Origin of the sequence: Anaeromicropila populeti (genome assembly GCF_900112775.1) — a bacterium.
Lineage (GTDB): Bacteria > Bacillota > Clostridia > Lachnospirales > Lachnospiraceae > Anaeromicropila_A > Anaeromicropila_A populeti.
The window spans coordinates 1-23,430 of sequence record NZ_FOYZ01000010.1 but is presented as its reverse complement, the minus strand read 5'-3'; the positions used below and the strand labels follow the sequence as shown (position 1 = coordinate 23,430).

The window sequence follows — 23,430 nt, the reverse complement described above, 5'->3', positions numbered from 1 at the left end:
TCACTTATAATAATCTGATTACATCATTCCCATTCCTGGAGCGCCGCCTGGCATTGCTGGTGCATCCTCTTTAATGTTAGCTACAACAGACTCTGTAGTAAGTAATGTAGATGCAACACTTGTAGCATTTTGAAGTGCACTTCTTGTAACCTTAGCAGGATCTAAGATTCCAGCAGTAACCATATCCACATATTCTTCTGTTAAAGCATTGAAACCAGTTCCTGGTTCGCTTTCTTTTACTTTATTAATAATAACGGAACCTTCCAGCCCAGCATTGTAAGCAATCGTATATAAAGGTGCTTCTAATGCCTTTAAGATAATCTGAGCTCCTGTCTTCTCATCTCCCTCTAAAGAAGTTACTAATTTGGCAACTTCCTTAGCTGCATGAATGTATGAAGAACCACCACCTGCAATAATACCTTCTTCTACTGCTGCTCTTGTAGCTGCTAATGCATCTTCCATACGAAGTTTTGCTTCCTGCATTTCTGTTTCAGTTGCAGCACCAACACGTATAACTGCCACACCACCTGATAACTTTGCAAGCCTTTCTTGTAATTTTTCTTTATCGAATTCAGAAGTAGTTTCGGAAATCTGAGTTTTGATTTGAGCAATTCTTCCTTCAATTTCAGCTTTATCGCCTTCACCATCTACAATAATAGTAGTTTCCTTCTGAACCTTAACTGATTTTGCACGTCCACATTGTTCTAATGTAGCTTCTTTCAAATCAAGACCTACTTCATCAGATATCACAGTACCTCCTGTTAAAATAGCGATATCCTGTAACATAGCTTTTCTTCTGTCACCATAGCCAGGAGCTTTTACAGCAACAACCTGGAATGTACCACGTAATTTATTAATTACTAATGTAGACAGTGCCTCTCCTTCTACTTCTTCTGCAATAATCAGAAGCTTTGCACTGCTTTGTACAACCTGCTCTAAAAGAGGCAGAATTTCTTGAATATTAGAAATTTTCTTGTCTGTTATTAAAATGTATGGATTTTCTAGGTTCGCAACCATTTTATCCATATCTGTAGCCATATATGCAGATACATATCCACGATCAAACTGCATACCTTCTACTAAATCAAGTTCTGTCATCATTGTCTTAGATTCTTCAATTGTAATAACACCATCATTTGAAACTTTTTCCATAGCATCCGCAATCATTTCACCAACAGAATCATCACCCGCTGAAATAGCTGCAACCTTTGCAATTTGCTCTTTTCCTGTAATTTTTGAACTCATACCAGCAATTGCCTCAACAGCACAATCCGTAGCTTTTTTCATACCTTTTCTTAAAATAATAGGATTTGCTCCAGCAGCCAGGTTTTTCACACCTTCATGGATCATTGCCTGAGCCAGTACAGTTGCTGTAGTTGTACCATCACCAGCAACATCATTGGTTTTTGTAGCAACTTCCTTCACCAGCTGTGCACCCATGTTTTCAAATGCATCTTCCAGTTCAATTTCTTTTGCAATCGTAACACCATCATTGGTAATCAATGGAGCACCAAATGATTTATCTAAAACAACATTTCTTCCCTTTGGTCCTAAAGTAACCTTCACTGTATCAGCTAATTTATTAACACCAGTTTCTAAAGCTGCACGAGCTTCTGCACCATATTTAATTTCTTTTGCCATATCTATTTCCTCCTGTTCTATTATCTTCTAAATTTAATTTAAATCAAATTATTCCTCAACAATTGCAACAATATCGTTTTGTTTTACAATTACAAATTCTTCTGCATCTAATTTAACATTCGTTCCTGCATATTTTTGATAGATAACTTTATCGCCAACTTTAACTTGCATCGTTACTTCTTTTCCATCAATCACTCCGCCAGGTCCAACTGCTACGACTTCAGCCTGCTGTGGCTTTTCCTGTGCCTGACCTGGTAACACAATTCCAGATTTTGTTGTTTCTTCTGCCTCTAACTGTTTTAATACTACTTTGTCACCTAATGGTACTAACTTCATAATAATTCCTCCTTATACAATTTCTAGTTCTAATTTATCAAAGTTATTAGCACTCATTACAATCGAGTGCTAACTGATAAGCATATATTAGTAAATTTGTTTCTTTATTGCAAATCTGAAACTCTTCCATTATTGCCATATTCTTTAGTATATCATTTATTATCTCACTCATGCTCTTGTTTTCTCAGTTTTTCTAATTTTCTTATTTCTCTTTATTATTAAATTAACTTGTCTCATTTAATTTTTATGTGATCTTTTTTTACTTTATGCTATAATAGTTCTTGCCAATTCAGGTAAATTTTATACGTTAAATTAGAAAGGATGAAAAACTTGAAAGAAAAATTGTATACAATTCCTGTTACCGATGCATTTCGTGAGGACAGCGAATGTCCCCTGTGCTCTATGTATAAACAATTAGAAAGTAATGCAGTTGAGTACACAATGGGTCCCAGCTATATGGAAGATGACGTACGTGCCGAAACAGACAAAAAGGGATTCTGCGAAAAGCACATTCGAATGATGTATAAAAATCAAAATCGCCTTGGTTTAGCCCTGATGCTTAGCACCCACATGGATGAAACCATACGTACCATTGAAAAATTAAGTACATCCCAAAAACCAGCCAGCGGCTCTTTTTTCAAAAAGCCAGCTTGTTCCGATGTAAAAAGCTATATTGACCAATTACATTCCACCTGTTTTATATGTGAAAGGATTGAATCAACTTTTCAACGGTATTTGGCAACTATATTGTATCTTTATAAAACAGAAGACGATTTTAAACAAACCTTCAATGCTTCAAAAGGAATTTGTACAAAACACTATGGCGGACTTTATCAGTTAGCAATCTCCAGCTTAACAGGAAAACAACTGGAATGTTTTTTATCCGATTTAAATAGGATATATCTATCAAATATGAAACGTGTAAGAGAGGATTTAGAGTGGTTTAAAGATAAATTTGACTATCGTAACAATGACGCTCCCTGGAAAAATTCTCAGGATGCTCTTCCCAGAACTGTAATAAAGACTAATTCTGTTTATTTGGAGTAATCCTTATTAAAAGCGGAATCCAACTGGACTCCGCTTCTTATAATAACATATATAATAATGATGAGAAACTATTTCATTAAATCTTTTATCTCTCTTGCCTTATTCTTAATTCTTTCATTGGCATCTCTGGCGGTCAGTACTTTTGACAACCATCTCTTTGCCTCATCCTCATTCCCCATCCTTCTTGCCAATTCAGCAATCAGATATGTAGTAGTAAATTCATCCATACCACACATAGGGAAACTTTCATTAGAAAATGCCGCTAAAAAGCCATCATGAGCCTTTTTAATACAATCCGCTTCCTCTGCCGCCAGTTTTGCTTTCGCATCGTTATAATTTGGCGTATCCTTTGGAAGAGTTTCCTGCTTGCCTCTTAATATCCATGCCAGTTTAAGACATGTAAATGCCCTCTCACTATTTTTCCCTCTTTTAACGACAGTACTAAGTAATGCCAGCTTATGCCGGGCAATGGCATCGTCATAGGAATATACCTCTAATTCTGTGGCAATTCCTTTAAAATTAGCTGAAATAGTTTCTTTCACCAGCTTTGACTGGGCAACAGACAAATAATCATAATACCGGCTCAATGCGCTATATCCACACTGGGGACATACAATGGCATCATACTTCAGCGAATCAACACCTTGATACCGAGGTCTTAAATCAGTATCCGCAGAAATCAGTTTTGCTTTTCCAATACGGACGGTTTTCACTTTAAATTTATTACTGCATGCAGGACACGTATGAGTCTTATCAAACAAAAGATCTGCCTCGGTGATTTTTGGTTTTGCTTCTGCTGCTTCCTCTGCATTCTTTTGCTCTTCTTTCTCAAATACCTCAACATTCTTTAATCCACCAAGCCCAAACTCTTCTAATCCTGAAAATAAATCACTCATTACTTCTCCTCCTTAGGTTAATTTGGTTTATAGGAACTCTTTAGTGAGACAATCCTGTTAAATACAAGTCTGTCATCGCTGGAATCCTTGGAATCCACGCAGAAATAACCATGTCTAACAAATTGAAAACGGTCAAGAGGCTTAACATTCTTTAAATAAGGCTCAACATAGCAAGTATCTAATATAGTTAAGGAATCTGGATTTAAATTTAAACTTCCATCTTCATTATAAACTCCCTTTTCCTCATCAACTATGTTTTCATACAATCTTGTTTCCACGGAAACTGCTGTAGAAGCTTCTACCCAATGAATTGTTCCTTTTACTTTACGGCCAGTAAAGCCGCTTCCACTTCTCGTTTCTGGATCATAGGTACAATGTACCTCTGTCACCCTGCCATTCTCATCTGTCTTATAATCAACGCATTTCACAAAATATGCATGCATTAATCGTACTTCATTTCCAGGAAAAAGCCTGAAATATTTCTTAGGCGGTTCGATCATAAAATCTTCCCGATCAATATACAGTACTTTACCAAAAGGTACTTTTCTCGTACCTAATGCTTCATTTTCCTGGTTATTCTGAACATCAAAATACTCGATTCTGTCTTCTTCATAATTATCAATAACCAGTTTAATTGGATCGAGAACTGCCATTACACGATCCTGCTTCAATTTTAAATCTTCTCTTATACAATACTCAAGCATTGCATAGTCAACAGAGCTATTACTCTTGGACACCCCGCATAAATCCATAAACTTACGGATAGATTCTGGTGTAAAGCCTCTTCTCCGCAATGCTGCAATAGAAACCAGCCTTGGATCATCCCAGCCATCCACAACTTCTTCTTCCACCAGCTTCTTAATATATCTCTTTCCCGTAATTACATTGGTCAGATACATTTTTGCAAATTCAATCTGCTTCGGTGGCTGTTCATATTCTAGTTCTCTTACAACCCAGTCATACAAAGGTCTGTGGTCTTCAAATTCTAATGTACAAATGGAATGGGTTACATGTTCTATCGCATCCTCTATCGGATGAGCAAAATCATACATTGGATAAATGCACCACTGATCTCCTGTATTGTGGTGAGTCATCCTTGCCACTCTATATATAACAGGATCTCTCAAATTAATATTAGGAGATGCCATATCTATCTTCGCTCTAAGTACCTTTGAACCATCCGGAAACTCACCATTCTTCATTTTATCGAATAATTCAAGATTTTCCTCTATTGAACGTTCTCTATATGGGCTGTTTTTCCCTGGTTCTGTAAGTGTTCCTCTATATGTCCTAATCTCTTCTGCTGTCAAATCACAAACAAACGCTTTTCCTTTTTTTATCAGCTTTACTGCTGCCTCATACATCTCCTGGAAATAGTTTGATGCAAAAAAAATGCGTTCTTCAAAACTACCGCCTATCCATTTAACGTCATCAATTATGGACTCTACAAACTCTGTCTTTTCCTTGGTTGGATTGGTATCATCAAATCTTAAGTTAAACTGTCCGTTATACTTTTCTGCCAGTCCGGAATTCAATAATATGGACTTAGCATGTCCAATATGCAAATATCCATTTGGCTCAGGTGGAAATCTAGTTATAACCTTTTGTACTTTTCCTTCTTCTATATCTTTATCAATAATCTGCTCAATAAAGTTTTTTGATATTACTTCTTTCTCTTCAGAAACATTGTCCTTATCCACTATGTCTCCTCCTTCCGTCTTATGAAAATCATTACTATCATATCACATTAAGCATTAATAGAAAAGGGGGTGTTACAAAATAAATGCAACACTCCCGCTTTTTATTCATCCGTCTATTATTTAAATTGGTGATTACCAATTTGTATTCTATATCTTTGTACTCTGCCGCTAAAATAATAGTATCCTTTTAAATTAATCACTTTTCCTTTATACGTAATCTTTTTCGTATCACTTAATGCCGACTTCGCCGCTTTAATACAATCCTTTTCCTGCTTACTTGTAAATTTTCCTGCATCATATTCCTTTAATGCTTTTGCTAATGCACCATTTCTTGCTGGACCAAACTGATATTTCTGATAAATAACACTTTTTATCGTGTCTGGAAAGGCTGATGATTCCTTTCTATTTACAACTACAATACCTACTGCCAGCTTCCCCGCATAACTTTCACTTCCAGCCTCACAATAAATCAACGCAGCCAATAATCGTAACTGCTCCTCTGAATAGCTGACTTTCTTAGTTGACGCCTTATTAGTTGACGTTTTCTTACTTGTAGTTTTTTTCGTTTCCTTTTTTACAACGGTTTCTTCTGCTTCCTCAACCGTTTCTTCTTCTGCTTCTTCAACTATAACTTCTTCATTAGTATCTGTATTCTCAAGGGTTTCCGAACTATTGTCTTCTGCCTCTGTTGTAAGTGCTGACTCATCCTGCCCCGTTATCTGGGACTCCTCTGCTGTGTCATCAGCGGATGCTGTTTCCATTGTTTCTTCCGTTGCAATCTCTCCTGTTGGTGTTACTTCATCTGCATAAACTCTTACACTGGTAAAGCCTAAACAAAATACAGAAAATAGAACAACGAAAAACAAACTTTTTAGTTTCATAAATAATCTCCTTCTACTGTTTTGATACACAAAATATCTGCGGTAGTACGAAATAATTACTTAACCATTCGTAACATTTATGTAACAATTATAACACATTCGTAAAAAAGATCAACACTTTTATTCATTATTTTGGTAAAATGCATAAAACAAAAAAAGGAAAACCCATAAACACAAGGCTTTCCTCAATTTAGGAAAAAAATTATTCACAAATTGTTAACACTTTTTTATACTGCATTTTACCTCCAAACAAGTCAAGAGCACTGCCAATTGTTACATCCAGTTTATTCTTTCCTAGTTTCTTTATCTGCTCCAGATGTTTAAAGTTTCCGATTCCTCCTGCATAGGTAATAGGAATCCCCTCCCATTCACCTAAAAGTTCCACAAGAGGCTCTTCCACACCAGAAGCCTTCCCTTCCACATCAACTGCATGGACGAGAAATTCATCACAATACTGGGATAGGTCGTCCAGTACTTCCTTTGTTATTTTTACATTCGTAAACTTTTGCCATCGGTCAGTCACAATATAGTATCCGTCTCCTTTTTTTCTACAACTTAGATCCAGTACTATATGTTCTTTCCCTGCACAGCCTGCTAATTCATTCAGATTTTCATAAAAGATCCGTCCATTCTTAAAAACATATGATGTAACAATCACATGGGTTGCTCCCTTTTCCAAAAAAAATCTGCAATTTTCAGCAGTAATTCCGCCACCCAACTGCAAACCGCCTGGAAATGCCTCTAGTGCAAGAATCGCTTGTCTTACATCATCTTCATAAAAATCCGTTCCCTCTTTATTCAAAATAATAATATGACCACCTTTAAGTCCATCACTTTTATATAATTCACCATAAAAAGATGCATCCTGTTCAGATACATAATTATCAATTGCATGATTCCCCTGGTCTGTCAGACTAGAACCGACAATTTGTTTTACCCTTCCATTATGGATGTCAATACAAGGTCTAAATTTCATTTTTCTACCTCCAATCACCTGATTCTTCCTCAGTCTGTTTTTCCTTCTTTAGCCAAAAGTAAACGGTTCCTCCTGTCCCCAGAAGCAGCAGTAAAATAATAATCACGATACCATAAAAGAGAATATTTGCTGCTGAAATAAGATACACAACCGCAAACTCTTCCTGTGAACTTGTTTCTAACTCATATTCATATCTCTCCCCCTGCTCCAGATTTTTCAGCCCCGCCTTTCCAAACTTTTCACCCTGCACATAGAAATTGTCTAACTGAAAGCTGGCAGGTATTGAAACTACATACTTTACTGGAACTTCTTCTAATTCCACAAAAGAATTAATATCAAAAACATCTGCAAACCTGTACTGCCGTTTATGTAAATATTTTTTTTCTGACGGCTGAAAGGACAACTCTCCTTCCTCTGTTCCCACCTTGAAATCTTTTACAAAACTAAGATAAAGTATATCTCCTTCCTCTTTGCAGCTGATTTTATCCTCTCTGTTTCCATAAAAATCCACCACTTCCTGTCGGTGAACATCTCTGTTTCCCTTTTCTATGGTCATGGAAACCTGTCGCGTTCCAGTTAAATTACTATCCATCTCATACCGGACTTCAATCTCTCGAAATGTAACAGATTCACTTCCTAAAAACGACATATAGTACGTGTCCAATACTGGGTATGCACCAATATAGTTATAGTATTCTGATTCGGTTAAATCATAAACGTGCTTGATATTAGCAATTTTATACTCCAAATCCTCTGGTACCAAAACGTAATCTTCAATTTTATCTGTTGCCAGGGAAAATTCCTTTAAAAAATTATGAAAATTATACACTTCTGCAACTCTGAACTGCTGCATAAATACAGACTCTTTTCTGTCATCCATAAAATAAGCTGGAACACCACTTTCAAATTCTACATTTAGATTATTCCAGTTCAGTTCTTCTTCTGTAATTCCGTCCGATGCCTTTAAAAAGAAATTCTTCATTTCCTCCTGCCCATTTAACGTTACTGAAAAGCCATTACAGGAACGATCCACTTTAAAATTTTCCGAGTATCTCTTCAATACCTCTAACGCCTTTTCTATATTGATTAAAATAAAATCTTCATACGCAAAGCCCAGCTGAATCTTCTTGGAAGCCTCCTCAGTCTTATCATAGGTAGTGTAGACTGCTATCTTTTCCAACTGAAAGCTGCTGTTTACAGTAAAGAAGGGATTCTCACTTCCCGTCCACACGGTTTCCTCTTCAAAGTCCACTTTATTTTCTGCCAATTCGTACAAATTATCCTCTGAGCCTGTATATAATTCTGTATCCAGTACTGCCCTTATCATCCACTCAATTAAATCCCTTGTCGAAATTGTTTCTGTGTATCTCAGGGAATTAGAAAAACCTGATTCCAACTTGTCCCATTGAATATCGGGACTTTTTCCTGTAATCAGTTCCGTTTTTTCCTTGTAATCCTCAATGCTCTTAAAATCATATTTCAACTCAAAAATTTCTGATTTCCCATCCTCACTTTCCTCTTGTGACACAGAAATGCAGGATGGAGCATTTTCATTCAAAACCTGTTTTAATTTAGAAAATCCACCATTAATTTTACCCTCATCTTTTTTCTTTATTTCTAAAAATGTAATTCGTTTTCCAGAACCATCCTTTTGGAATGTGGTCTCTGTATGGACCTTTGCTCCACAAGCTGATAAAACCACTGCACAAAACAGCAGCATACAAGCAAATAGCACTTTTCTTTTCATATTGTCACCTTACCTTATCATACTTTTGATATTATATCGTAACTTTAATTATCACTCAATCCTTTTTTGTGACAAATATGAATAAATTCAACTGGTTCGCATATCCTAAGTTTGCACTTATTTATATTTGAATGCAATAAATAAATATATGGAGGTTACTATGGAACTACTATATGTTGCAGTTGAGTCTCTCAGCTCCATTTTTGTCCTATTTATACTGACCAAGATAATGGGATACCGTCAAATGGGCGAGCTGACAATGTTTGACTATATTAATGGCATTACCATCGGTTCTATTGCTGCGGAAATGGCAACAAGCCTGGAGGAATTTCAAAAACCACTTGTCGCCATGATAATATATACTTTTGTCGTTTGGTCACTAAGCCATTTAACATCAAAATCTGTCTGGTGCCGTCGCTTTGTTGCTGGAAAGCCTCTTATTATTTTGAACAAAGATAAATTGTACTACAAGAACTTAAAACTTGCTAAAATGGATATTGATGAATTTCTGGTACAGTGTAGAAATAACGGGTATTTTGATCTTTCTGAAATTGAGACAGCCGTTCTTGAGTTTAATGGAAAACTCAGCATTCTTCCAAAAGCTGAGCATCGTCCAGTCACTCCTAATGATATGAATATGACTCCTGAAACAGACGCACTGGTTGCAAATGTGGTGATTGATGGAAGTATCATGTACAAAAATCTTCATCATACAGGAAAAGATGAAAAATGGCTTCGAAGCCAGCTGACTTCTCAAGGAGTAAAGGATATAAAGGATGTATTTCTGGCAACCTGTGATATTCAAAATAAGGTAACGGTTTATTTCAAAATAAAAGAAGTTTTCAAAGAAGATCTGTTATCCTAATACATTCTATTTTTGCTTATTACCACATATAATATTATAAAAAAAGAGTGATAAGCATGTCCGTATCCATTTTATCTATTGATGGCGGTGGAATGAAGGGGATTATTTCAGCGATTGTCCTGAATAAATTTGAGGAACTACTACAGCAGCATAGTCATAGACCAGACGCACGTATTGCAGATTATTTTGACCTTGTAGCAGGAACAAGTGTAGGTTCTATTTTGACCACACTTCTTTTGTACCCTGAAAATGGGAGGCCAAAATATTCTGTAAAAGAAGCTTTAGACCTGCTCTTAACCAAATCCAATGAAATTTTTGTAAAACAGCCCTTCTATCCTCTGTTTGGTGCAAAATATTCTACTCAATGCTATGGAAATCTGCTAAATGATTTTTTTCATGAGGATACATTAGACAGTTTATTAAAGCAGTGCATCATTACTGCCTACGATACCACAGATCGAAAAGCAGTTTTTTTTAATAGTAAAAATGCCAAAGCTGATCCCAACAGAAATCCATTTATAAAAGAGGTTGTACTAGCCTCTTCTGCTGCTCCTACCTTCTTTCCCCCTGTCTGCCTGAAGTCAACCCCTGCCTGTGAGCATAGCTATATTGATGGAGGGGTAGTTGCAAATAATCCTTCCATGTGTGCATTAATTGAAGCACTAAAACTGGATTGCTGCAATGGTCTTCAGGATGTCTATCTTTTTTCGGTTGGTAATGTAGAAAAAGATTCTGCTTATACTTATAAAGAAGTGAAAAAATGGGGCGTTTTGGAATGGGCTCTTCCTATGCTGCACATTTTAATGGATTCCAGCGAACAAACAGCTCATTACCAGCTGCAGATTTTTTTTAATAACTTTAACATGACATCTAATTACCTTCGTACCAGTGTCTATGCTACAAATAAAGTTCCTTCTATGGATGATAATTCAGAAAAGGCAATTGCCTACTTTATAAAGGCAGGAAACGAATTAGTAGAACGGGAACTTGTTAATCTAGATAAATTTGCCAGAACACTTATAAAAAATAAAGAACAAGTTTCTTTACCAGTTTAAACTATATTTTTTATTGAAAAGAGACCTTCTGCCAATCCTGCAAAAGGTCTCTTTTTCTGCTTATCTCACACTAAAAATATGGATAACCCCCATATGAGCTGATGTTCCATCCTGAATAGTATCCTAAACTATTCAAAAAATTAACTAATACGTAGCTTTGCATATCAGAATCTGACATACCAATTACTCCTGGATAATACATACCATTTCCAATATCTATATTATATCCTGCTGGCCTTGGAATACCATCTACTATTTGCAGAGAATCTTTATTCCAAACCAGTCCATTTGTCCTGTCATTTCCAGTTCCAAAACCAATTGCTCCTCCTAAGAAGCTGGATGATGCCGCTGCAATGTCTCCTGTACAGTAACATCCGCCAATTTCTTCCCCATCATAATAGCCTGCAAAGCCACCTACATTACACTCATTTTCAGCAGCTATCTTTGTAATGGAATAACAAGTCGCTGTATATCCATTTTCAACCCATCCATAAAAACCACCTACATGAAACAAATCTGATACCTCAATGCCCCCTGTTGCCAGACACTTCTCTACAATATTTGAAATACCCGATCCAATAAAACCTCCTGTACATGCAGACAAAGAAGAATCTACTGAAGCATCAATGTGTATTCTAGGATGTGAGTAGCATTGATTCATACGAGAAGTTTCTACTCTGCCCCCATAGCCACCTGTAAAATAGCCTCTTTCCATTTCAATTCTTGTACCAACCTTACAATTTGCATGAGTTGCATTTACCCCATACCCAACAAAACCTCCTACGATTTTGCATATCGTATTAGAAGTATGTATAGTATTTTCTGTTCCACAGAAATTATAATTACTTCCACAGGTATCATTTGAAACCATTCCACCTACCATGCCCATACAACTATCCATACAGTTTATTGTGCCATAGCTATATGTTTCTCTTACAGTTAGTGCTCCTTTTCCAATGCAGCCTCCCAAGTTCTCTACATATGAATCGTTCATCACCATCATATCTCTTGAGCAGTTACATTCCGTAATCGTAATTTCATTATAACCATCACCTAGTAATCCAGCTACACAATTAAATTGAGATCGCAAAACTTCTATTGTATTACTCGTGCTGCATCGATAAAACTCACCCTTACACCGTGCAGCAAATCCACCAAGATACGTATATTCTCTTATATTCTCTGCATAAATATGTACATCAGCATCTGATATTCCTACATGCCGCATTCTGTTGCCGTCACCAATAAATCCACCCAATACATACAGTGGTGCATTTGCTGTTTTTATATCTCCTTGTACGTGACAATCTTTTATCCAGCCTCCTGCTCTTGCTGCAAAACCACCTACATACTTAGACGTTTCTGTGGAATAGCGGATTCCTGATAAATGAATTTGCACTGCTGAACCATACATCGAACCAAAGAATCCCATTACTGAATAATTTTGACTCTGTCCTAACCCACCAATAAATACATTTCGAATGGTTACATCATTTCCCATTACGTTACCATAAAATAAACGGTCTCGTCCAATCGGTGTCCATTCATAGGCACCTAAATCAAGGTCAGGCACCATTATTTGAATATACTTGCCGCTAAAATTTGTTCCTCCCATTGCAGTTGAGACATTGGAATAATAGCTTAGTCCTGCTAGATCCTGCTCTGTATAAATTTCATATGGATCTGACGCAGTACCTGTGTTTCCTAAATAATCGCACCCCGTATAGGAATTATACCAATAATACGTATAATTTCCAGGATCAATCCAGAACCCAGGTGGTGTTGCCTTTACTGTCTGCTTTGGTATGAGCATCACCATAAACAGCAATGCCAAAATTACTAAAACTGAACTTCCCTTCTTCACTCTTCGTAACATACGAAATACCTCCTCTTACCCTATTTGAGTTATGTTTTCTTCACTTTTGTATGTATTCTATATTTTACCATATTTGTTTAATAAATTAAATCTTTTCACGTATTCTGCATATATATATTACACAATATGTAAATTTTCTTAATTATCTTTATTCTTACACATTAAAAACCGTGGTTTATGCATTGCAAACTATGGCAAAAAAAGAATACCTAATTAATTGTAAGGTATCCTTTTTCATGTTTTATAAAATAATGGTTCCTATTACATTTATTAAAAGAGCAACTATATATGCAACAAGCATTTGAAAACCAACTGCTGCAAATGTCCACTTCCATGACTTCATTTCTTTCCGAATAGCTCCCACTGCTGCAAAGCATGGCATACATAATAAATTGAAAGCCATATAAGAAAATGCACTTACTTTATTAAATACAGCTGAAATTTCAGGCAGTGCCTGCTCACCAGTCATAATTGCCTCTACAGCAGACTCATCATGAATCCCACCAAATAACTGCCCAAACGTTGCAACAATATTTTCCTTTGCAATCCATCCTGTTACTACACCAACACTAGCTCTCCAGTCTGAAAAGCCAAGAGGAATAAAGATTACTTTTATTGTATTTCCTATAGAAGCAAGAAAACTATCTTCCATGTCGCACATTCCACTAAAATTAAAATTAGAAAGAAGCCAAATCAAAATAGTTGATGCAAATATTACAGTCCCTGCTTTTATAGCAAAGCCCTTAACCTTTTCCCATGCATGAATCCCAATACTTTTTATGGTAGGAACACGATACTGTGGAAGCTCCATAATGAAATTAGATGCTTCTCCGTGGAAAACAAATTTATTAAGTATTAATGAGCTGATAATTGCAACTACCATACCAAGCATATAGATAGAAAATACAATTACTGTCTTGTTATAGTCTGCAAAAAGTGTAGCAGCAAACATGGCATATATAGGAAGTTTTGCCCCGCAAGACATAAATGGAGTAATCATCATTGTTATTTTTCGATCCTTTTCACTTTCCAGTGTCCTAGATGCCATTAACGCTGGAACAGAACAGCCAAATCCCATTAATAACGGAATGAAGGATCTTCCTGACAAACCGAATTTTCTAAAAATACGATCCATAACAAAGGCAACTCTTGCCATATAACCACTGTCTTCCAGAAAGGATAGTAATAGGAATAGCACTAATACCAATGGTAAAAATCCAATTACAGCTCCCACCCCATCCATAATACCACTGATTACTAAAGATAATACCCATTCAGAGGCACCTGCATTTGTTAAAACCCCTTCTATGGCACCAGCCAGTGTGCCCCATGCCTCTTCTACGATTCCAGCAAGCCATATGCCTGGACTTGGAAGTCCTGAAATAAATAAAAAGTTTTCACTAAAAGTACATGCAAACAGCAGATACATCACTCCTGCAAAAATTGGAAGTGCAAAAAACCTGTTTGTAAGAACCTTATCCAGTTTATCTGATTTTGTTTCGACATGTCCGTGGTTAGCCCTGCTTATGGTTTCTTTTGCTAATCTGGTTATATACTGATATCGGGCATCTGCAATCATAGATTCCACATCACCTTGTGCGTCCTTCTCAATTTTTTGGATCCAATAAGATGCTTTACCCTTTTGGATATTTGATAATGCTTCTGAAATAATTTCATCACCTTCCAGAACCTTTATTGCTTTCCACTCTCTGTCTTCTTGTAATGGTTCTTCTAGTGTAGCTGCTATCTCTTCAATTGCAGCATCTACCTGGTCATTATAAAGGCTGAGACGAGAAGGTGATTGTTTCTCTCTGGCAACTACTGCTGCTGTTTCCATAAGTTCGTTTAAGCCTTTACCTGTTCTTGCCGTAATAGGAACAACAGGAACTTCCAGCAATTTTGACAGCTTTACAAAATCAATTCTGTCACCCTTTGCTTCTACTTCATCCATCATATTAATTGCAATCACCATTGGAATTCTTGTTTCCATAAGTTGTAATGATAAATATAAATTTCTCTCAATACTTGTTCCATCTACAATATTAATTACTGCATCTGGCTTTTCTTTTATGATAAAATCTCTTGCCACTATTTCCTCGGCTGAATAAGGTGATAAGGAATACGTACCTGGTAAATCTATTATTGTAATTTCTTTATCTTTCCGATATGTACCCTCCTTCTTTTCAACCGTAACACCAGGCCAGTTTCCTACGTGCTGTCTGGCACCTGTCAATTCGTTAAATAATGTTGTTTTTCCACAATTGGGATTTCCAGCTAATGCAATCGTATATGACATTTTTTTCCTCCTGTCTATCTGTCTCTACAGTAATTCGGTTAGTTTAAGCTAACTCCAATACAAAACACTACTCTTACTGTAGTAATACATATCATTTTCTATTTGATAACGAATATCATTTACATTTAGAAGTATAACGTCATTTTAATCGTTTGTCAATATCTATTTTGAGAATTATTCTCATTTATTATCTTACTCCAGAAATGTCCTTCACCACTTCTCCCGCTACAATCAATCCTGCTGCTGCTGGTACAAATGCATTACTTCCTGGGATTGCTCTTTTATTGGAAACCTCATCACTTTTATTGTCAATTGTTTTACGAGCCACTTCCTTAGAGTACACCACTTTCAGTTTATCTATATTACGCTTTTTTAATTCCCTTCTCATCACCTTTGCCAATGGACAAATAGATGTTTCATAAATATCTGCAACTTCAAAACTGGAAGGATTCATTTTATTCCCCGCCCCCATACAACTAATAACAGGAACATTGAATTCCTTCCCCTTAACTACTATATCAATCTTTGCTGTAACTGTATCAATTGCATCTACAATATAATCATATTCCGAAAAATTAAATTCCTTTGCATTTTCTGGTAAATAAAAACATGGATATGTATTCACAACTGCATTAGAGTTAATCTCCAAAATTCTTTCTTTCATAACATCTACTTTGTATTTTCCAATGGTACTGTTAGTAGCAATAATCTGACGATTCAGATTCGTTAATGAAACTACATCATTATCTACGATATCTATTCTGCCTATACCGCTGCGTGCAAGTGCTTCCACTACGTATCCACCTACACCGCCAATTCCAAACACCAAAACCTTTGCCTCATACAATCTCTGCATTCCATCTGCACCAAATAATAATTCACTTCTTGAAAACTGATTTACCATAATAGTATCTCCTAACACAATTCCTTTAGATTTAATGTGAATAAGTATAATGCATTTTACTTATCACGTCAATGAAATGTACCTTTAATTTGGCACAAGCACACGGCAAATGGGTGTACACCCTACCCATTTGCCACTAAATGCCAGCAGCTGTTTTTTTGCAAATAGTAAAAAGTTGTCTTTTAACAAGTATATGGTGCCAGTTCTATTCTAATAAAATATCCTTTTTCGTGTTGGCAAACAGGGCATTTACCTGGCACCTCTCGTCCCACATGAATATAACCGCAATTTAAACACATCCAGCCCGTTTCTACCTCAGAAACAAACAGCATTCCTCGTTCCAGCAAATCTGCAAACTTTTCAAATCGCTCTGCATGTGTTTTTTCGATTTCTGCAATTTGATGAAATACAGCGCCAATTCTTGAAAATCCTTCTTCATTAGCCTTATCACCAAATGCCTTATACACTGTATCATGCTCCTCATACTCATTATGCTGTGCTGCCCTCAGCAAATCAATTATTTTGTCGGATAAATCTACAGGATAGGTCCCGTCAACTTGTATCGTTTCACCAGAAAAATCATGTAGAAATCTATAAAAAATTTCAGCATGCTCACTCTCCTGATTGGACGTAAATTTAAAGATTGCTTCTATGACTGGCAACTGCTCTTCTTTTGCCTTGGCTGCTGCTAAATCATATCTCATCCTGGCTTGACACTCACCTGCAAATGCTCTCATCAAATTTTCTTTTGTCTCACTATTCTCAAAACTAATTCCCATAATCTCTCTCCTATTCTAGTAGCTTTTTGAATTAGTGTATACTTCTCTTACATTTTTCATTCGTATTTTCATAGATTATGTGGTATCATATGAGCTGTACAAAAAGGAGCTGATTAGTAAATGAACCAACAAAAGAAAATGTCTGAATCTCTTTATACTGCTTTTCTTCTGGCAATTGTAGGTGGTTTTTTAGATGCCTATTCATATATTGTAAGAGGTCACGTTTTTGCAAATGCCCAGACAGGAAACATTGTTTTATTAGCACTAAACCTGGCAAAATCAAATTTTTCCCTAGCCTTTTATTATCTGATTCCCATACTGGCATTTATCACTGGTACTCTTACTACTGAAATACTGAAATATCTTTTTTATAAAAACAGGTTTATTCATTGGCGCCAAATTATACTTTTAGTCGAAGTACTATTTCTAATTATTGTATCCTTTCTTCCCAACGGGTCAATGAATTCCTTTGCTAATATCATTCTTTCCTTTGTTTGTTCCATGCAGGTACAAAGCTTTCGAAAAATTAACGGTAATTCTTACGCTACTACTATGTGCACTGGTAACCTGAGAAGTGGAACTGAACAGTTATTTTCTTTTCTCCTGACAAAAGAAAAAGCTCATGTATATAAATGTTTTTCTTATTTTGGAGTCATAGTATTCTTTCTATTGGGGGCATATGTAGGAAGTTTTTTGATAAGTTATTTTGGGATTAAATCCATTCTATTTTGCTGCATACTTCTTATGGCTGTATGTATCCTTCTATCCCCCTCCATTAGTCTGCCAGAACAATAAAAAGATTTGCTGTATGTTAAAATGTCCCCTTGGATGGTCTGCTTACACTGATTATCCAAGGGTGACCTTATAAATTTAAGAATCAATATCCAAAAATTGTTCCTCCTTAAGTAAAATATATCTTCCATATCCAGAGGCGGCCCTAATACTTAACATTACCCCCCTTACGATAACTGCAATTTTTTTATATGGCACAGTATCTGGAAATGTAGATACAAATGCAATTGAGCGATAAGTCCCTGTCATAAAGTTTTGAATAAATTTTAAAATATATTCTGCCCTCCATGCTTTTTGATTCACTCCTTCTGGTTCTTCTTCCTGAATTTGCATACCAAGAGATACAGCAGCTGCTATTGCCATTCCAACACCCAATACAGATTCTATATAACATAGGGAAGCTTTTAATGAAGAATCTACTCCAAATTTCCGCTTATACACTGCCAAATAAGTGTCTTTAATACGTATTGGCAATTGCCCGGTGGTCAAGGTAGAATCTATTACACATCTAGCTATATTATGCGGTGTTTTAACAAAGCTAAGACTAATTGACAGATTGATTACACTAAAGCAGTAATTTCCCCAATCGAAACCAACTTTAAATTCATTTACTACATTCTTTACGCAGCCTTGAGAGGTTTCCCTTACTGTATAAGCTACTAATGAAAGCATACGACAAATATTCGAAAACAGTAAGAATTTTAATGAAGTATCTATTAGTTGTTGGTTAATAACTTTACTCTCCCCATTCTGACCCATTAAAAAATCCTGCTGTTCACTTGCCTGAAAAGCATGCATTAGCTCTTTCCAGTTTTCTGCCTGTTTAATTCTTTCTGCCTGTTCTTCTAAAAACATATTCTTTTTATTTATAGTTTTATAAATTACAGTTGCAGGAATAGATATGAACAAGCATACTGCATCCAACAAAGTTAATTTGCTGCCATCTCCGTTACAGATAATTTCTTCATAAACATATGAAATTACAGGTATATTCCATCGTATATTTAGTAATACTTTCAATGCTTTAACAAGTATGGCAGCAGCGTCCACAAATGTTAAGGTTACATTTTCCACTGTGTTGATTAGAACGCTGCCCACAATGTCCACAAACAAACTAATAATATCCCCAAGCGAAGCCGAGTTGAAATTATCTACAACCTGGGTTTGAATCTGATCCACTGCATTTTTAATTATTGTTATCTGAGAATCCGTTAAATCCTTAAATAATTCACTGATGTCGTCAAATACTCCGTCTTGTGAAGTAGTGATATTTTCTGTATTATTTTTAAATTGCTGTATTGCCCAATTAGCCTGTGGTGTATCATAGGCATCATTTTCTTGAGGCTGGTGACGCACACGTTCTTTAAATATTTCATCTGACTGTTCAAGGACAATTTTATCATCCACCAACTGCTCACGTATTTTATTAAAAATTTCGTGTACTTTCTCTTTAGAATTTAGAATGTCAATGACTACTTTATCTAAACTCAAATTGATAATTTGACCTATTACACGGTGATTTTGTAAAATGTCTTCCCAATTGAAAACAAAACCAAGCCATTCCACAATGTCATCAAAATCAATTCCCAAAATAGATTCAAGTGACCAATTAATAGCCGATATCACCTGAGAAACCGTTGTAAAAATGAAATGTGCACACTGCTCTCCCAAATCTATAATAAACTCCCATATGTCATTTGCTATCTCCTTGATTCGAAATTTTAGAAAATCATGAACTCTACTAATCAATGACATAAATAAATCTCCTGCATCGACAAGGAAGTCTTTTTCATTTTGAGATGTAATCTGATATTTATTTTGAAATAAACTTTTATCCATTGCTCTTTTAGTAGCACCTGATTCTATAGAATTTTGTACTTGAATTAGCTGTGCTACTATTTGTGCGGCATTGTCACAGGAAGAGGCTTCTATTCCATTGGGGAATAATGGCTTCCCATTACTTCGACAGGCCCTTGCAATATCCTTGCCTGATTTAATATCATGAATCCTTTTCATAACATTGACGGATGGATTTATTTGCATTTTACTTTTATTGTAAATAATGCTATACTCCGGGACTAAGAGTTCATGAGCTTCATATATTACAGTAATAATGCCATCACCATCCGCCTCAACTGACTTAGCCACAGCAGCTTTTAAAGCGTAATATTTTCCATTAATTAATGTAGGACAATCAAAACTCGCTTGCATATCTACTATTTGGTTAGCAATTGGAATATTGTCATTATCAAAGAACTGTATTCTAGTTACATAGTTTGAAATTTCATATACTTTATCTACATGTGGTAAAACAACACTTTGCTGCTTCCATAAATTACTTACATTATCTCGAAGCAACAAGTACAGACTACCGTCTGACTTTCCAAAAGCCAGTCCAGAATCAATGGACTCATTCACCTTCATTTTAGAACAATACGCTGTTAAAGTTGTAACCTCTGAATCAATGTATAATGGTTGTCCCCATTCTATTTCATTATTTTTCATAGTTCCAAATATTTGCACCAAAGTATCCGATTCATTATTTGCCCATATTCTAATTTCTTTTTCTGATACATCATTTGCAATATGAAGCTGCTTAATACCTCGAGTTAGTGAAGACTGGGTTATCCACAATCCCTCTAAATTGGATTCTTGCTGTGCCTCAACAGAAAAGCGGTATAATCCGTTTCCCGCTACATATAGTTCCGTATATCCATTTTTTTCTTCCAAGACAGCCATTGTATTAGGTTGAAGCTGTGTTGGTACTAAAAGACTGACTGAATTTGTAACCACATGGCCTTCTACTATTACTGGAAGACTTGTAAATGACAAATTTATGCTTGTTTCAAGTTTGCATAGTGCATACACACCAATACCATATTGTTCTGATACACCAACCTTCGCATCTAAGCAAACACTGACATTTTGAGGTAAAATTAAGGGCATATACGTCCAGCTGCTATCAGCGGTATCTGGATTAACCTGAAAGTGCCTATGCATCTCTCCCGGCTTGCTTGCAACAAAAATTACTAATGTATTATCTTCCGAACCTCCTATATCTAAATCTGTCACAACCAATCCGTCTTTTAGTTCTCTTAGTATCAAATGAGATGAAAATTTATTCCATTCTTCTGATAAAAGATTATTTGAAAATTTTTTACTGACAAATAATTTTGAATGCCCTTGTATTGTATTTGAAACCGCTATGACTATCATAATAGTTCCATCACTATTTTGTATCACTGAAAAGCATTGTATTTTGGGCTTGCTGCCAAATCCATACTTATTTTTTAGCTGGTCACCCAAATCAATTTCCATCCAGCCTGTCGGTGAAGATACAGAAGCCATTGTAAGTGTAAAAGCATTATTTTCATCTAACGAAAACAGCATAGCCGATTGATCCTCGGCATAAACCGCTCTTAACGATTTCTTTGCAGAAATTCTGCTTCCAGTAATATAGTTTTTCATTAGTTCTGATTGAGCAGTGACTTTCATAATAATCCTCCATAGAAATTTAGCGAGTCAATAAACAGGCAAATGTCCTTTCACATTTTGTATTGTAACCCAATTAATAAATCTCCTTCATTATTAAAACTTGGATCTCTCATAAATAATTGACTTCCATACGGGAATACAAAAGGTTCCAATCTAAGGCTGTTTTCTATTTCATCCTTGAGCTTTGGTAGAGTTCCTTCTAAAATTGCAAGTTTTACAAATTTTGTTATTTGTTTTTCCATCTCTTCACCCACACCTTTCCAGCCAGGAATTCCACCTTCAACACCTGTACACAGCCAGCCGTATTCATCTGAATAAACAGCACTTGGATCAGGTTCTGGCATTTTACTCGTTATATTAACGGCTAGTTTACCTTCACTAATTCCAATTAATTCTATCGTAATTGCTACTGGTACATGATAATAAACTTTTATATGGCTGTTGAGGGCATGGTTCTTAATACCATACCAATGAACCACCTTAATATCAAAGTCAGTTACTCTTTTAATCATAATTTTATTTGTATTTTCAACTGGTGAAAGTGTTGTGGTTACGGAAAAATTAAAGTATGCGTCGTTAGCAGCTGTAGCTGAATATCCACTTGTTACACTAGAATTAAATTTTCCTCCTGTAGTAGTACTAACAAATTCACCTGATTTCTCTGTATATTGAGGATCTAAAGATTTTGTATTGTTTGTAAAAGTCCAATATTTATTTACGAATTGTGCAGTTTTCACAAGTATATATTTCTTTATAAAAAGGTCGTTTGAAATTGCCATGGCTCCATATCTTCCAAGTTTGTCATCCCCTGGAACAATATAATTGCCCCAATATTTATTTTGAATATCAGGAAGAGACTGCCCTTGCGTCATCAGCAGATAATGAATCGTATCTAAGCTTGTATCAAACTTTGATGATCCACCTTGATATTGATTTGTAACCAAATTCACACTAGTAGGAGGAAATGTCGCAACGGGGTCTTGTACTTGTCCAGGATTATTTATGTTTACGGCATAACCCAGTACATTTCCTCCTGCCTTTTTCAATTCAAGTAAATAAACTTCTAGATACTTATGAAACATTTGCTTTGCACTGGCATCCATTGAGTCAGGGAATACTGTAACCGTTGCATCATACTGACTTAAGGCTGCATTTTGAAAATCCATAAATAGCTGCTTTATTGTTACTGCACCTTCCCCGTAATTATTTAATAGCTTTTCTACTTGTTTTTTTACGTCAGCTGATATTATTTTATCACTTTTCAAATTCTCAATACTCAAATCCACATCAAAACCAAACTGAAGTCCATCTATTTTTGCCTGTTTCTTTTCAGGTGGTACCTGCTCAATATCATAATAGTCCATGCACCCCTCTGCAAAGGATATTATAAATTTTACTTTATTGGTAGTTCCGTTCACATAAACATTAGTCCACATTTTTGATATTTTTCCAGATAGCCAACAATTGGAATTCTTAAATTGTAATTTTACATCCTTAAGAGATTCACCCTTTTCTGTCTTTCCATTTTTGAGCAGCAAAGCTAGATTATAATTTAAATACCACTGTGGGAAAGCAACAATCAAATGTACACCTTGCATAATTGTATTTTGCATATCTTCACATTCCTCACCTTACTTTTTCATCTAAAACATTTTTTACCGCCACTGCAACAATTATATTTCCAATAGCTTTAGATTAGTATGAGCAAAAGTACACGAACTATGCATTTACGTAAAAAGGTGTGTGGAACACACACTTTGCCGCGCCTTGGGGTGTGGCTGTCCTTTAGCCAATAAGGTTCATAAACTACTAGTTTAAAAAAATAAAACTTTCCTGACACACAAAAAAACAGCCTTTCGGCTGCCTCTTTCCTATACCTTCAAAACTACACACTGTATTCATCCAAACTTTTTGATTAAGCCTTCGACCTATTAGTATCAGTCAGCTCCATGTGTTGCCACACTTCCACCTCTGACCTATCTACCTCGTAGTCTGCAAGGGGTCTTATTGCCTTTCGGCAGGGATATCTTATCTTGAGGGGGGCTTCACGCTTAGATGCCTTCAGCGTTTATCCCTTCCAAACTTGGCTACTCGGCCATGCCTTTGGTAAGACAACCGATACACCAGAGGTTCGTCCATCCCGG

General features: G+C 36.0%; 18 protein-coding genes and 1 rRNA gene. 4 read left to right on the top strand and 15 right to left on the bottom strand.

All coding sequences use genetic code 11. From position 1 onward, the window contains the following. Positions 1-18: 18 nt before the first annotated feature. From groL to BM305_RS19655, 3 genes are read right to left on the bottom strand one after another with little or no spacing between them, the layout of a single operon-like run. Positions 19-1,641, bottom strand: coding sequence for a chaperonin GroEL (groL, locus tag BM305_RS12715; RefSeq protein WP_092561424.1), 1,623 nt, complete (start codon positions 1,639-1,641; stop codon positions 19-21). A gap of 48 nt (positions 1,642-1,689) precedes the next feature. Beyond that, on the bottom strand, positions 1,690-1,977 hold the full coding sequence (locus BM305_RS12710; protein WP_092561422.1) for a co-chaperone GroES: 288 nt from the start codon (positions 1,975-1,977) through the stop codon (positions 1,690-1,692). A 46-nt stretch (positions 1,978-2,023) separates the two neighbouring features. Next, complete coding sequence (locus BM305_RS19655) at positions 2,024-2,149, bottom strand: hypothetical protein (protein WP_272481963.1); 126 nt, start codon at positions 2,147-2,149, stop codon at positions 2,024-2,026. Positions 2,150-2,298: 149 nt separating this feature from the next. On the opposite strand from BM305_RS19655, the gene BM305_RS12705 reads away from it, so the two are divergent. Next, positions 2,299-3,024, top strand: a complete 726-nt coding sequence (locus tag BM305_RS12705) for a DUF6062 family protein (protein WP_334292825.1) — start codon at positions 2,299-2,301, stop codon at positions 3,022-3,024. Between the two features lie 68 nt (positions 3,025-3,092). On the opposite strand, the gene BM305_RS12700 is transcribed toward BM305_RS12705, so the two are convergent. The 5 genes from BM305_RS12700 to BM305_RS12680 form a co-directional block, all read right to left on the bottom strand. Beyond that, positions 3,093-3,920 (bottom strand): DUF2225 domain-containing protein, encoded by an 828-nt coding sequence (locus BM305_RS12700; RefSeq protein WP_092561417.1) that lies wholly within the window; start codon positions 3,918-3,920, stop codon positions 3,093-3,095. Positions 3,921-3,937: 17 nt separating this feature from the next. After that, positions 3,938-5,620 (bottom strand): glutamine--tRNA ligase/YqeY domain fusion protein, encoded by a 1,683-nt coding sequence (locus BM305_RS12695; RefSeq protein WP_092561415.1) that lies wholly within the window; start codon positions 5,618-5,620, stop codon positions 3,938-3,940. A 116-nt stretch (positions 5,621-5,736) separates the two neighbouring features. Continuing rightward, positions 5,737-6,501 carry a cell wall hydrolase gene (locus BM305_RS12690; RefSeq protein ID WP_092561413.1) on the bottom strand — a complete coding sequence of 255 codons (765 nt, stop codon included), beginning with the start codon at positions 6,499-6,501 and terminating at the stop codon, positions 5,737-5,739. Positions 6,502-6,703: 202 nt separating this feature from the next. Beyond that, entirely contained in the window at positions 6,704-7,477 is a 774-nt protein-coding gene (gene hisA, locus BM305_RS12685) for a phosphoribosylformimino-5-aminoimidazole carboxamide ribotide isomerase (RefSeq protein WP_092561411.1), read from the bottom strand. A 4-nt stretch (positions 7,478-7,481) separates the two neighbouring features. Next, a complete protein-coding gene (locus BM305_RS12680; RefSeq protein ID WP_092561409.1) occupies positions 7,482-9,224 on the bottom strand; it encodes a hypothetical protein in 1,743 nt (580 codons plus the stop codon). Between the two features lie 160 nt (positions 9,225-9,384). Between BM305_RS12680 and BM305_RS12675 the strand changes: the two genes are divergently transcribed. Further along, positions 9,385-10,089: a DUF421 domain-containing protein gene (locus BM305_RS12675; protein WP_092561407.1), complete on the top strand. Its 705-nt coding sequence runs from the start codon at positions 9,385-9,387 to the stop codon at positions 10,087-10,089. A gap of 56 nt (positions 10,090-10,145) precedes the next feature. Next, on the top strand, positions 10,146-11,144 hold the full coding sequence (locus tag BM305_RS12670; RefSeq protein ID WP_092561405.1) for a patatin-like phospholipase family protein: 999 nt from the start codon (positions 10,146-10,148) through the stop codon (positions 11,142-11,144). Positions 11,145-11,214: 70 nt separating this feature from the next. Here BM305_RS12670 and BM305_RS12665 read toward each other — a convergent pair whose 3' ends face one another. The 4 genes from BM305_RS12665 to rbr form a co-directional block, all read right to left on the bottom strand. Then, positions 11,215-13,020: a hypothetical protein gene (locus tag BM305_RS12665; RefSeq protein ID WP_092561403.1), complete on the bottom strand. Its 1,806-nt coding sequence runs from the start codon at positions 13,018-13,020 to the stop codon at positions 11,215-11,217. A gap of 241 nt (positions 13,021-13,261) precedes the next feature. After that, on the bottom strand, positions 13,262-15,316 hold the full coding sequence (feoB, locus tag BM305_RS12660; RefSeq protein ID WP_092561401.1) for a ferrous iron transport protein B: 2,055 nt from the start codon (positions 15,314-15,316) through the stop codon (positions 13,262-13,264). 187 nt (positions 15,317-15,503) lie between these two features. Beyond that, positions 15,504-16,220, bottom strand: a complete 717-nt coding sequence (locus tag BM305_RS12655) for a tRNA threonylcarbamoyladenosine dehydratase (RefSeq protein WP_092561399.1) — start codon at positions 16,218-16,220, stop codon at positions 15,504-15,506. Positions 16,221-16,402: 182 nt separating this feature from the next. Next, entirely contained in the window at positions 16,403-16,999 is a 597-nt protein-coding gene (rbr, locus tag BM305_RS12650; RefSeq protein WP_092561397.1) for a rubrerythrin, read from the bottom strand. 120 nt (positions 17,000-17,119) lie between these two features. On the opposite strand from rbr, the gene BM305_RS12645 reads away from it, so the two are divergent. After that, positions 17,120-17,794, top strand: coding sequence for a YoaK family protein (locus BM305_RS12645; protein ID WP_092561395.1), 675 nt, complete (start codon positions 17,120-17,122; stop codon positions 17,792-17,794). Positions 17,795-17,869: 75 nt separating this feature from the next. Here the strand turns inward: BM305_RS12645 and BM305_RS12640 are convergent, their stop codons facing one another. The 3 genes from BM305_RS12640 to BM305_RS12630 all read right to left on the bottom strand — a co-directional run. Beyond that, the gene (locus BM305_RS12640) at positions 17,870-21,286 is read right to left on the bottom strand and encodes a hypothetical protein (RefSeq protein WP_092561393.1); all 3,417 of its coding nucleotides are present in this window, start codon (positions 21,284-21,286) and stop codon (positions 17,870-17,872) included. 50 nt (positions 21,287-21,336) lie between these two features. Continuing rightward, positions 21,337-22,899 carry a hypothetical protein gene (locus BM305_RS12635; RefSeq protein ID WP_092561391.1) on the bottom strand — a complete coding sequence of 521 codons (1,563 nt, stop codon included), beginning with the start codon at positions 22,897-22,899 and terminating at the stop codon, positions 21,337-21,339. A gap of 298 nt (positions 22,900-23,197) precedes the next feature. Then, positions 23,198-23,430: ribosomal RNA gene (locus BM305_RS12630) — 23S ribosomal RNA — on the bottom strand; the annotation flags it as partial.